This window comes from Serpens gallinarum (genome assembly GCF_014836765.1).
GTDB lineage: Bacteria > Pseudomonadota > Gammaproteobacteria > Pseudomonadales > Pseudomonadaceae > Serpens > Serpens gallinarum.
This window is the reverse complement of the sequence record NZ_JACSQG010000003.1, coordinates 89,871-102,272: the sequence shown is the minus strand read 5'-3', so window position 1 is coordinate 102,272 and position 12,402 is coordinate 89,871. Positions and strand designations below refer to the sequence as shown.

The following is a 12,402-nucleotide window of genomic DNA, read 5'->3' as shown; positions in this document are numbered from 1 at the left end:
GTTCCTCCGTCAAGGGGGCAGGTGGAACCCCCACCTTACGGCTTACTTGCTGATGATTTCGATCCCACCCATATACGGCTTGAGCACCTCCGGCACACGAATGGAGCCGTCGGCCTGCTGATAGTTTTCCAGCACCGCGACCAGGGTACGGCCCACTGCCAGGCCGGAGCCGTTCAGGGTGTGGACTAGCTCCGGTTTGCCGGTGGCGGGATTGCGATAGCGCGCCTGCATGCGACGCGCCTGGAAATCGCCACAGTTGGAGCAGGAGGAAATCTCCCGGTACTTGTCCTGGCTGGGGATCCACACTTCCAGGTCGTAGGTCTTAACCGCGCCAAAACCCATGTCCCCGGTGCACAGCGCCAGCTTGCGGTACGGCAGGTCCAGCAGTTGCAGCACACGTTCCGCGTTGGCCGTCAGGCTTTCCAGGGCTTCGAAGGATTTTTCCGGCTCGACGATCTGCACCATCTCGACCTTGTCGAACTGGTGCTGACGGATCATTCCGCGGGTGTCGCGACCGGAAGCACCGGCTTCACTGCGGAAGCAAGGCGTGTGGGCGACAAATTTCAGCGGCAGTTGCTTGGCATCGAGAATCTCACCGGAAACGATGTTTGTCAGGGATACTTCAGCAGTGGGTATCAGATACAGATCGGCCTGATCCTCACGCTGGATTTTGAACAGATCCTCCTCGAACTTCGGCAACTGGCCAGTCCCCTGCAGTGCCGGCGCTTGCACCAGATACGGGGTGTAAGCCTCTTCGTAGCCATGCTCGGCGGTATGCAAGTTGATCATGAATTGCGCCAGCGCGCGATGCAGCCGTGCAATCGACCCGCGCATCAGGGCAAAGCGGGCACCGGACAGCTTGGCGGCGGTTTCGAAGTCCAGCCAGCCCAGGTTCTCGCCCAGTGCCACATGGTCCTTGACCTCAAACTCGAAGCTGGGGGGCGTACCCCAGCGGGAGACCTCGACGTTGCCGTCCTCATCTTCACCCACCGGCACCGACTCATGCGGCAAGTTGGGAATGGTCAGCAGGATGGCGTCCAGTTCGGCTTGGATACTATCGAGTTCGCGTTTACCGCTTTCCAGGTCGCTGCCCATCTGATCGACTTCAGCCAGCAACGGGGCGATATCCTCACCGCGCGCCTTGGCCTGGCCGATCGACTTTGAGCGGCTGTTACGCTCCGCCTGCAGCTGCTCGGTGCGGGTTTGCACGGTCTTGCGCTGCGCTTCCAGCGCTTCGATACGCGCCACATCCAGTTGATAGCCACGGGTCGCCAAACGGGCGGCGACGTCCTGCAGCTGAGTACGTACCAGTTTCGAATCGAGCATGTCAGTTCTCGTCAGTCAGAATTTGTTCAAAGCCAGGCCTGCCCAGGTCGCCAGCAAGCAGACCACTACGCTGGCTGAGGCATAGCCGAAGGCGGTAGTCAGCTGGCCGCTTTCCAGCAGGCGCAGGGTATCCAGGGAAAAAGAGGAAAAGGTGGTCAGACCGCCGAGAAAGCCGACGATCAATCCGGCGCGCAGCTCAAGGGGCCACTCCGGACGCTGCAGAAATACGCCGTAGAGATAACCGATCACCAGGCAGCCCGCAATGTTCACAGCCAGGGTAGCCAAATAGAAATGCTGGGGCCAATGCGCCGAAATCCAGTTTGAACTGGCGAAACGCAGCAGACAACCCAGCGCACCGCCTCCCGCCACAGCGAGAATTACGCCGATCATTAGCGCCTCCGCCGGCGCGGACTGTTGCGGTCCAACTCAGCCAGGTGTTTCAGCTTGTCGCGAATTTTCAATTCCAAGCCACGCGGCACCGGCTGGTAATAACGCCGCGGCTCCAAGCTCTCGGGGAAATAGTCTTCGCCTGCCGCAAAGGCATCTGGCTCGTCGTGGGCGTAGCGGTATTCTTCACCGTAGCCCAGCTGTTTCATCAGTTTGGTCGGCGCGTTGCGCAGGTGCAGCGGCACTTCCAAGGAGCCGTGCTCGCCAGCCTCACTCATCGCCGCCTTGAAGCCCATATACACCGCATTGCTCTTGGGCGCGCAGGCCAGGTAGACAATCGCCTGGGCCACGGCCAATTCGCCTTCCGGGCTGCCCAAGCGTTCTTGCACATCCCACGCATTCAGGCACAGCGTCAGCGCGCGCGGGTCGGCGTTGCCAACTTCCTCGCTGGCCATGCGCACCACTCGGCGGGCGATGTACAACGGATCACAACCCCCGTCGAGCATGCGCGCGAACCAGTACAGCGCACCATCCGGGCTGGAGCCGCGCACCGACTTGTGCAGCGCAGAGATCTGGTCGTAAAACGCCTCGCCGCCCTTGTCGAATCGACGATGGCTGTCGCCAAGCAGATTCTGCAGGGTTTCTGCGGCGATGGACTCGCCGTCCTCCACGAGGTCCGAGGCGTTTTCCAGCAGGTTGAGTAACCGGCGTCCATCGCCATCGGCGGCAGCCAGGAGAATCTGGAAGCTTTCTTCAGGTAGAGCGAGATGACGCGCCCCCAGCCCTTTCTCTTCACTCAGCGCGCGCTTCACCAGTTTGCGCAGGGCCGCTTCGTCGAGGCTTTTCAGCACGTAAACACGCGCCCGTGAGAGCAACGCATTGTTCAGTTCAAACGACGGATTTTCCGTGGTCGCCCCGATAAAAATCAGCGTACCGTCTTCCACATAGGGCAGGAAGGCATCTTGCTGGCTCTTATTGAATCGGTGCACTTCATCCACGAACAGGATGGTGCGTTTGCCATACTGAGCCGCATGTTGCTGGGCAATTTCAACCGCCTGGCGAATTTCCTTGACGCCGGAAAGCACGGCGGAAATCGTCTCGAAGTGGGCATCGGAGACCTTGGCCAGAAGCCGGGCCAGCGTTGTCTTGCCAACGCCCGGCGGACCCCAGAAGATCATCGAATGCAGCGCACCCTGCTCCAACGCCTCGCGCAGTGGTTTGCCCCGCGCCAGCAAATGCTCCTGCCCCACATACTCGTCCAGATTGGCCGCGCGCAAGCGAGCGGCCAGGGGCTGGGCAATCGGAGTACGTTGAAACAGATCCATGTGGCGATGAAACCTCGGTCAATCCTGGATAATGTCGGTACCGGCAGGCGGCACAAAACGGAACATCGAAGCGTTCAGCGGCGTATTCATTTTCACCCCGGAAAACAGGATATTGGTGCGCTGGCCAACGCTGTCGATCAATTGCATGTCATTGATCACGCCATTGCGAAACGACAAGCGCAAATTGTCGAACAGGGTATCGCGGGACTTGGGCTTGAGGACGAAGTCGACCACACCGCTGGTTTCTTTATGGCTGATGTCGAAATTTTCGCTGATCTTCGACACATCGCCAGACAACAGTAACGCCGGGGTGTGGGTCAGGCGCTGATCGAGTTGCTGAATAGTGACCTGCTCAAGATCCGGATCATACAGCCAGACCTGCTTGCCATCGGAGACCAATAGTTGCTCCATCGGCGCGTCGGTGTGCCAGCGGAACTGCCCAGGGCGCTTCAAGGCCATTTCGCCTGTGGACTCTTGCAGATTGACGCCGGAGCCGTCCAGCGTCAGCTGGGAAAACCGCCCGGTGAGCGTCTGCGCCTGGTTAAGCAACTCGGTGAGTCGCTTCACGGCAGCACTGTCGGGGGCAGCACTGGCCTGTAGCGGAAGCGCAACACTCAACACCGCCAGCAGGAACATGCGAATCATGGCCATGGGAATCCTCGTCATTCAGTCGCGCATCGGTGCCGGCGCGATCACTTCGCGCGAGCCATTGGTATTCATCGGAGTCACCACACCGGCCATTTCCATGGCCTCGATCATCCGCGCGGCACGGTTGTAGCCAATCTTCAGCTTGCGTTGTACCGAGGAAATCGAGGCACGCCGGGTTTCGGTGACGAAACGGACGGCTTCATCATAGAGCGGATCGGTCTCACTCCCTTCACTGTCGCCGCTGCCGCCGTCAAAACCGGAGTTCGCACCTTCATCGGCGCCCGCGAGGATTTCCTCGACGTAATCCGGCGCACCGCGCAACTTCCACGCGTCGACCAGGCGGTGCACTTCTTCATCCGAGACAAAGGCGCCATGCACGCGAATCGGCAGACCAGTGCCGGGTGGCAGGTAGAGCATGTCACCATGGCCGAGCAGTTGCTCTGCCCCGCCCTGATCGAGGATGGTCCGCGAATCGATCTTGCTGGACACCTGGAACGCCATGCGCGTCGGAATGTTAGCCTTGATCAAGCCGGTAATCACGTCCACGGAAGGCCGCTGAGTGGCAAGAATCAAGTGAATGCCGGCCGCACGCGCCTTCTGCGCAATGCGCGCAATCAACTCTTCAACCTTCTTACCGACGATCATCATCATGTCGGCGAACTCGTCCACCACCACGACGATGGTCGGCAGTTTTTTCAGCAGTGGCGCTTCGTCTTCCATGCTTTCGCGGCGGTAGAGCGGATCGGTGAGCGGCGCGCCCGCCTCTTCAGCGTCTTTGACCTTGCGGTTGAATCCCGCCAGGTTGCGCACGCCCATGGCCGCCATCAGCTTGTAGCGCCGCTCCATCTCGGCAACGCTCCAGCGAAGAGCATTGGCCGCTTCCTTCATGTCTGTCACCACGGGACACAGCAGGTGCGGAATGCCCTCGTAGATCGACAGCTCGAGCATTTTCGGGTCGATCATGATCAGTCGCGCATCTTCCGGCGTCGACTTGAACAGAATCGACAGAATCATTGCGTTAACACCAACCGACTTACCGGAGCCCGTCGTGCCCGCTACCAGAAGGTGGGGCATCTTTGCCAGGTCGGCGAATACCGGGCGCCCGCCGATGTCATGCCCCAAAGCCAGCGTAACCGGCGACTTGGCTTCTTCGTATTCGCTGGACTCGAGCACTTCGGAGAAGTACACGATTTGCCGGTCTTCGTTGGGAATCTCGATGCCCACTGTGGTTTTGCCCGGGATAACTTCCACCACACGAACACTGATCACTGCCAGAGAGCGCGCCAGGTCTTTGGCCAGATTGGAAATACGGCTGACCTTGACGCCTGCCGCCGGCTGGATCTCGAAGCGGGTAATCACCGGGCCGGGATAGACACCTTCCACAGCCACTTCGACGCCAAATTCCTTGAGCTTGATTTCCAGCAGGCGCGACATGTCGGCCAGCGATTCTTCGGAAAAGCTCTGCGGTTTCTTTTGTGCCGGATCGAGCAGCGAGATCGGCGGCAAAGTACCCTCCAGGGCGCTGTCAACGAAGCGGGCGGCCGGGTTACGCGGCGCCTGCTCGGACGTATCATCAAGCTTGGGCAAAGGCGGTGGCGGCGCGAGGATAGGCACCATGCGCTTTTCAGGTGCGGCAGCCACCTTGACTGGAGCCGGCTTGCTCGGCCTGGCAGTCGGCGCAGCAGTTGTTATGACCGGTTCCTTGCGGATCGACTTTCGCGGCGGCTCGGAAAACACCGGCTCGTCGAGTTGCAGCTCCAGTTCCGAATCATAAGCCCTCTCCAAGCGCACCTTGGCCGGACGAGCCTGCCGGCGGGAGTTCCACCAATTGCTGAGACTGCCCTGAATCAGTTCCAGTAGATCCAGCGTGATCTTGCCCGTCACGTCGATGACCCTGAACCAGGAAAGATCGGTAAATACGGTAAAGCCAAACAGGAACAGTGCAAGAAACAGCAATGTACTGCCCTGTACGTTCAAAGAGGCGATGGCCAGCTGACCCAGGCTTTCACCCAGCGCGCCGCCGGCCGAGGCTGGCAAGCCGGGCGCAGACTCAAAATGGATATAGGCCAGGGCAGCGCCGGACAATACAAAAAACACCAGACCAATCGCCCGCCAGGAAAACAGCCAGCCGCTCCAATGCCATGGCTGATGACGAACGCGAAATACCCGCCAGGTTTTGATCGCCAGCAAGACCGGAAACAGATAGGCGAAATAACCCAATGCCACGAACATCACGCTGGACAACCAGGCGCCCAGGCTGCCGCCGGCGTTACTGATACGTTCGACCTGCACGCTATGGTCCCAGGCCGGATCGGCGGAGTCGTAGGTGAGTAACGCCATGGACAGGTACAGACATAAGGCGCCCAAGGCAATCAACGCACCTTCCTTGAGTCGGATCGGCAACTGTTGGCGCCACTCGGGAGTCTGAACGCTGCTAGAGGTGGAATTCTTCAAAACACGTAAGTTCCTGCTAGGAGATGCATGCGAGACGCTTGTCGCCATTGTACGGCTTTGACTGCCCCATGCCACGCAGGCCAGTCGCCATCACGCGCGGCGCGCTCCCGCTCCTACCCTGCTTCGGTGTAGGATTGACGGCAGTATTTTGCATGCCGACCAATTGGACCATGCATTCTCTTTAGAGACAAAGGCTTATGAGGGTTATTTATGAGTGAAGTCAAGCATTCGCGCCTGATCGTTCTGGGCTCCGGCCCGGCAGGCTACACCGCCGCCGTCTATGCGGCCCGCGCCAACCTGAAGCCCTTGGTCATCACCGGCATTCAACCGGGCGGACAACTGACCACAACCACCGAGGTGGATAACTGGCCGGGCGACGTGGAAGGCCTCACCGGCCCAGCGCTGATGGAGCGGATGCAGAAGCATGCCGAGCGTTTTGCCACCGAGATCGTCTACGACCACATTCATACGGCCGAGTTGCAAAAGCGTCCCTTCGTTCTCAAGGGCGACAGCGGCACCTATACCTGTGACGCCCTGATCATTGCCACCGGCGCCTCTGCCCAATACCTGGGCTTACCGTCTGAAGATGCGTTCGCCGGCAAGGGTGTGTCTGCTTGCGCCACCTGCGACGGCTTCTTTTACCGCAACCAAGTGGTTGCTGTAATCGGCGGGGGCAATACGGCTGTCGAAGAAGCACTTTACCTGTCCAACATCGCCAAGGAAGTGCACCTGATCCATCGCCGCGACAAACTGCGTGCGGAGAAGATCCTGCAGGATAAGCTGCAGGACAAAGCCAATAACGGGAACATCCGCCTGCACTGGAACCATACGCTTGAAGAAGTGCTTGGCGACACCAGCGGTGTTACCGGCGTGCGCCTCAAGGACACCCAAAGCGGCCTCGAAAAGGCGCTGGATCTGGCAGGTGTGTTCATTGCCATTGGCCACAAGCCCAACACTGACCTGTTCCAGGGCCAGCTGGAAATGCGCGATGGCTACTTGATCATTCAGGGCGGCAGTGAAGGCAACGCCACCGCCACCAGTGTTCCGGGCGTGTTCGCCGCCGGGGACGTAGCTGATCACGTCTATCGCCAAGCCATCACGTCGGCCGGCGCAGGCTGTATGGCTGCGCTGGATGCCGAAAAATTCCTCGATGACATCTGACACGGGAAGGCGGTCGTTATCGACCGCTCTACTCTTTGACCATGCTGACCTGGCTTGATCGCAACTCACTCGAGTTTCCCCCACTGAATCGCGCCCTGCATGAACCCAACGGCCTGCTGGCGGCTGGTGGCGACTTGAGCCCGGAACGCCTGATCCAGGCTTATCGGCATGGCTGTTTCCCCTGGTATCAAGAGGGCCAGCCACTTCTGTGGTGGTCCCCTGATCCGCGTACCGTCTTGTTCCCGGATGACTTGCATGTTTCGCGCAGCCTGACCAAGTGTCTACGCCAGCAGCGCTACCGGGTCACCTTTGACCACGCGTTCAGCGAGGTCATGGCCGGCTGCGCAGGCCCTCGCCGTGATACCGACGATACCTGGATCACCCACCCTATGCAGCACGCCTATGCAACGTTGCATCAGCGAGGAATTGCTCACTCCGTCGAAGTCTGGCAAGAAAGCCAACTGGTCGGAGGCCTCTACGGGCTGGCCATGGGACAGCTATTCTTTGGTGAGTCTATGTTCAGTCATGCCGATAATGCATCGAAGGTCGGGTTTGTAACCTTGGTCCGCCAGCTCAAAGAGTGGGGTTTCGTACTGATCGACTGTCAAATGCCAACCCAACATCTGCTCAGCTTCGGGGCGCGCTCGATCAGCCGCGACGTTTTCGCCACCTACCTGCATCGCCATCTTGATCAGGCGAGCGACGCCAATTGGCCTGGCATACACTGTCCCTCAGGTTCAATGAGGTTCGATCCATGACCGAGCTGGCTCGCCTGAAATTCTATGCTACCCAGCCCCATGCGTGCAGCTATCTCCCAGGCGAGCAGGCGACGACGCTGTTTCTTGATCCCAGCCAGCCAATGGATGCGCATGTTTATGCCGAGCTTTCAGAGCTGGGCTTTCGCCGTAGCGGTGACCACCTCTACCGCCCCCACTGCCAGAACTGCAATGCCTGCACACCAGCACGCATAAATGCGGAACGATTTAGGCCCAATCGCCAGCAGCGTCGTATCTTCAAGCGCAATGCCGACCTGCGCGTCCGTTCGGCACGCCCCCACTTCACCGAAGAATACTACGCGCTTTACGCCCACTACATCGAGCAGCGCCATGCGGATGGCGATATGTACCCGCCCAGTCGCGAGCAATTCCAGACGTTTCTGGTGCGCAACTTATCTTTTGCGCGCTTTTACGAGTTTCGTCTGGGTGATCGGCTCGTCGCCATTGCCGTTACCGACGTCCTGCCCAATGGGCTTTCTGCGGTTTACACCTTTTACGACCCTGACGAAGAACGCCGCAGCCTGGGACGTTTCGCCATCCTCTGGCAAATCGATGAGGCCGCACGTCTCGGCCTTGCCGATCTTTACTTGGGGTACTGGATCAAAAACTGCAGGAAGATGAATTACAAGACCGAATATCGGCCACTTGAGCTGCTAATCAATCAGCGCTGGGTCAGTCTGACCTGAAGGCCTTGGCGTAACGTGTCATTTTCGGGCACAATGCACGCCGCTTTTGCTGGGTCCCCAATGGAGTCCGGCTATTCATAGAACACCGAGGGCACTATTGCATGTCGAAAGAAGACAGCTTCGAAATGGAAGGCACTGTCGTCGACACCCTGCCCAACACCATGTTCCGCGTGGAGTTGGAAAATGGGCACGTCGTTACCGCGCATATTTCGGGCAAAATGCGTAAGAATTACATCCGCATCCTGACCGGTGACAAGGTTCGTATCGAGCTGACGCCTTACGACCTGAGCAAGGGACGCATCACCTACCGCGCCCGCTGACAGACCGTACAGACAAAATTGCCCGGCTTATGCCGGGCGTTTTCGTTTGCCTGACATTTATTCAAAACACCAAAAGCACTTAAAAAAACGCCCGGACTGGCCGGGCGTGATTTGGTAGCCGATTAATCAAGCCGTCTCGATTACCGTCTCGAAATCAAAGGTCAGCTCTCCGGCCTCAAGGTCAACGTGCACGATACCACCGTGCTCGGCTAGCTCTCCAAACAGAATGGCTTCCGCCAGAGGACGCTTGATCTTTTCCTGGATCAGCCGTGCCATGGGTCGAGCTCCCATTTGTACATCGTAGCCATGCTCAGCCAGCCAGCCGCGCGCCGCGTTGCTGACGTCCAATTGCACGCGCTTGTCTTCTAGCTGCGCCTGAAGTTCGGTGAGGAACTTGTCGACGATGCTCTTGATTACTTCATGACTCAATCGACCGAACTGGATAATCGTGTCCAGACGGTTGCGAAACTCCGGTGTGAAACTCTTCTTGATGACTTCCATGGCATCCGACGAGTGATCCTGCAGCGTAAAGCCGATAGAGGCCCTCGCCGCGGTCTCTGCCCCGGCGTTCGTTGTCATGATCACGATCACATTGCGAAAATCCGCTTTGCGCCCGTTGTTATCCGTCAGCGTGCCATGATCCATTACCTGCAACAGCAGGTTAAAGACCTCCGGATGCGCCTTCTCGATTTCGTCGAGAAGCAGCACACAATGGGGCTGCTTGGTAATCGCCTCCGTCAGCAAACCACCCTGATCGAAACCTACATAGCCAGGCGGCGCCCCGATCAAGCGCGATACGGTATGCCGCTCCATGTATTCGGACATATCGAAACGCACTAGCTCGATACCCAACGACCGTGCCAGCTGACGGGCCGCCTCGGTCTTGCCGACGCCGGTAGGCCCGGCAAACAGGAACGACCCCACCGGCTTGTCCGGCGCCTTGAGCCCTGCCCGGGAAAGCTTGATCGCCGTCGCCAGAGAATCGATAGCTTCATCCTGACCAAACACGGTGAGCTTGAGATCCCGCTCAAGATTGCGCAGCAGTTCCTTATCGGAACTGGAGACATGCTTGGGCGGAATGCGCGCGATTTTGGCGACGATATCCTCGACCTGAGCTACTTCGATGCGCTTGACACGCTTGTCCTCCGGCTGCAGACGCTGATAAGCGCCCGCCTCATCGATCACATCGATTGCCTTGTCAGGCATATGCCGGTCATTGATGTAGCGGGACGCCAGCTCGGCCGCCGCTCGCAACGCCTCGTCGCTGTACTCGATCTGGTGATGCTGCTCGAAACGGCCTTTCAGGCCGCGCAGGATACCGATCGTATCCTCCACCGACGGCTCACCCACATCGACCTTTTGAAAACGCCGAGCCAAGGCCCGGTCCTTTTCGAAGATGCCGCGAAATTCCTGGAAGGTCGTCGAGCCAACGCAGCGAATCTCACCCGAGGAAAGCAACGGCTTGAGCAGGTTGGAGGCATCCATCACGCCGCCAGAAGCCGCTCCGGCACCGATGATGGTATGGATTTCGTCAATGAACAGAATCGCATGGGGGCGTTTGCGCAGCTCGTTGAGCAGCGCCTTGAAGCGTTTCTCGAAATCGCCGCGATACTTGGTGCCTGCCAAGAGCGCTCCCAGATCCAGGGAATACACCACACTTTGCGAAAGCAGCTCAGGAACCTGACCGTCGACGATGCGCTTGGCCAGGCCTTCGGCAATGGCTGTCTTGCCGACACCGGCCTCGCCCACAAGTAGGGGGTTGTTCTTGCGACGCCGAGCCAGAATCTGCGCGACCCGCTCGACCTCCTGCTCACGTCCCACCAGCGGATCAATCCGCCCTTGGCGGGCAAGCTCATTCAGATTACTGGCGTAGGCATCCAGCGGACTGCTGGAAGCAGCGGGCTCGCCACCCTCCTCGTCCGACAAATCCTGATCATTATCGACATGGGAGGCATGCCCCGGCACTTTGGAGATGCCATGGGCGATGTAATTGACCACATCGATGCGGGCAACCGTCTGCTGCTTGAGCAGAAACACCGCCTGGCTTTCCTGCTCACTGAAGATGGCAACGAGCACATTAGCCCCGGTGACTTCACGCTTGCCGGAGCTTTGCACGTGAAAGACAGCCCGCTGCAACACGCGCTGAAAACCCAGCGTCGGCTGTGTTTCACGCTCCTGATCATGCTGCGGAATCAGTGGAGTAGTGGAATCGATAAACTCGTGCAGATCATGGCGAAGTTTATCGAGGTTGGCGCCGCACGCACGCAGCACCGTGGCGGCAGCCTCATTATCCAACAATGCAAGCAGCAAATGCTCAACCGTCATGAACTCATGGCGCTTGGCGCGTGCTTCCTTGAAAGCCAGATTGAGGGTGACTTCGAGCTCTCGATTTAACATGGCTTCACCTCATCCCAAGCGGCCGTTTCAGCCGTCCTTCTCGATTTCACAGAGTAGCGGATGCTGGCACTCCCTGGCGTATTGATTGACTTGCTCCGCCTTGGTTTCGGCGATATCACGAGCATAGACCCCACACACAGCACGTCCCTCAGTGTGAACCCTGAGCATGACCTGAGTCGCCAGCTCCCGGTTCAGTGCAAAAAAACCCTCAAGCACTTCGACAACGAAATCCATGGGTGTGTAGTCGTCGTTGAACATGATGACCTTGTACAACGGAGGCGCCTCCAGCTTCGGCTTGGCCTCCTGCACGAGCAGGTCCGAATCACCCTCATGGGAAGCGGGGCGATCCTGATTGAATGTTAGTCGAATCTGATTGCGTAAATACATGCCGTGACAGTGCTTCATCATTGGGTCGAAATTGAAGAGATTTGACTCGCTTCGCAGCCAGCCAATGGCTTCCCTTGACTATCAGAGAATCGGTGATACAAACAAGGAATACCCACTTTCGGGTATCCGGGGTTCCATGCCACGGCAGTTCGGCCTCACATGGAATTGAAGTCGATGATACTCCAGTGATGGAGTCCTATGCAGAGGGATATCAGCATGCTTAGCGGTAAGGTCAAGTGGTTCAACAACGCCAAGGGCTACGGTTTCATCGTCGCAGACGGCCGAGATGAGGACCTGTTCGCCCATTACTCGGTCATTCAGATGGACGGCTACAAGACCCTCAAAGCAGGTCAACCCGTCAACTTTGACATTGTGCAAGGTCCTAAGGGCCTTCATGCCGTGAATATCCGCTCGGCTGCCGTTGAAGTTGTCGCTTCCAGCCCAACCCTGAGCGCACATACCGAAGACGCCTGAGGCTTCGTGTCATGCACAATAAAAAACCGGCCTTTGGGCCGGCTTTTTATCGCCCATCGCT

At 58.5% G+C, this 12,402-nt stretch carries 12 protein-coding genes; 5 read left to right on the top strand and 7 right to left on the bottom strand.

From position 1 onward, the window contains the following. Positions 1-42: 42 nt before the first annotated feature. Genes serS through H9642_RS08015 form a run of 5 tightly spaced genes read right to left on the bottom strand, consistent with a single transcriptional unit; the run spans position 43 to position 6,140 of the window. On the bottom strand, positions 43-1,326 hold the full coding sequence (gene serS, locus H9642_RS08035; protein ID WP_251835915.1) for a serine--tRNA ligase: 1,284 nt from the start codon (positions 1,324-1,326) through the stop codon (positions 43-45). Between the two features lie 15 nt (positions 1,327-1,341). Continuing rightward, positions 1,342-1,716, bottom strand: coding sequence for a fluoride efflux transporter CrcB (crcB, locus tag H9642_RS08030; protein WP_251835914.1), 375 nt, complete (start codon positions 1,714-1,716; stop codon positions 1,342-1,344). Further along, positions 1,716-3,038 carry a replication-associated recombination protein A gene (locus tag H9642_RS08025; protein ID WP_251835913.1) on the bottom strand — a complete coding sequence of 441 codons (1,323 nt, stop codon included), beginning with the start codon at positions 3,036-3,038 and terminating at the stop codon, positions 1,716-1,718. Before H9642_RS08025 ends, crcB begins: the two co-directional genes overlap by 1 nt. 18 nt (positions 3,039-3,056) lie before the next feature. Next, a complete protein-coding gene (lolA, locus tag H9642_RS08020) occupies positions 3,057-3,689 on the bottom strand; it encodes an outer membrane lipoprotein periplasmic chaperone LolA (RefSeq protein ID WP_251835912.1) in 633 nt (210 codons plus the stop codon). A 15-nt stretch (positions 3,690-3,704) separates the two neighbouring features. Then, positions 3,705-6,140 (bottom strand): DNA translocase FtsK, encoded by a 2,436-nt coding sequence (locus H9642_RS08015; protein WP_433962685.1) that lies wholly within the window; start codon positions 6,138-6,140, stop codon positions 3,705-3,707. Between the two features lie 210 nt (positions 6,141-6,350). On the opposite strand from H9642_RS08015, the gene trxB reads away from it, so the two are divergent. The 4 genes from trxB to infA all read left to right on the top strand — a co-directional run bounded on the left by trxB (position 6,351) and on the right by infA (position 9,083). Further along, positions 6,351-7,301 (top strand): thioredoxin-disulfide reductase, encoded by a 951-nt coding sequence (gene trxB / locus H9642_RS08010; RefSeq protein WP_251835910.1) that lies wholly within the window; start codon positions 6,351-6,353, stop codon positions 7,299-7,301. A 41-nt stretch (positions 7,302-7,342) separates the two neighbouring features. After that, on the top strand, positions 7,343-8,059 hold the full coding sequence (gene aat, locus H9642_RS08005; RefSeq protein WP_251836154.1) for a leucyl/phenylalanyl-tRNA--protein transferase: 717 nt from the start codon (positions 7,343-7,345) through the stop codon (positions 8,057-8,059). Continuing rightward, a complete protein-coding gene (locus tag H9642_RS08000; protein WP_251835909.1) occupies positions 8,056-8,763 on the top strand; it encodes an arginyltransferase in 708 nt (235 codons plus the stop codon). Before aat ends, H9642_RS08000 begins: the two co-directional genes overlap by 4 nt. Positions 8,764-8,864: 101 nt before the next feature. Further along, positions 8,865-9,083, top strand: coding sequence for a translation initiation factor IF-1 (infA, locus tag H9642_RS07995; protein ID WP_093113882.1), 219 nt, complete (start codon positions 8,865-8,867; stop codon positions 9,081-9,083). 126 nt (positions 9,084-9,209) lie between these two features. On the opposite strand, the gene clpA is transcribed toward infA, so the two are convergent. Next, positions 9,210-11,480, bottom strand: coding sequence for an ATP-dependent Clp protease ATP-binding subunit ClpA (gene clpA / locus H9642_RS07990; protein WP_251835908.1), 2,271 nt, complete (start codon positions 11,478-11,480; stop codon positions 9,210-9,212). Between the two features lie 27 nt (positions 11,481-11,507). Continuing rightward, a complete protein-coding gene (gene clpS / locus H9642_RS07985) occupies positions 11,508-11,867 on the bottom strand; it encodes an ATP-dependent Clp protease adapter ClpS (protein ID WP_251835907.1) in 360 nt (119 codons plus the stop codon). A 216-nt stretch (positions 11,868-12,083) separates the two neighbouring features. On the opposite strand from clpS, the gene cspD reads away from it, so the two are divergent. Beyond that, complete coding sequence (gene cspD / locus H9642_RS07980; protein WP_251835906.1) at positions 12,084-12,341, top strand: cold shock domain-containing protein CspD; 258 nt, start codon at positions 12,084-12,086, stop codon at positions 12,339-12,341. Positions 12,342-12,402 lie beyond the last annotated feature (61 nt).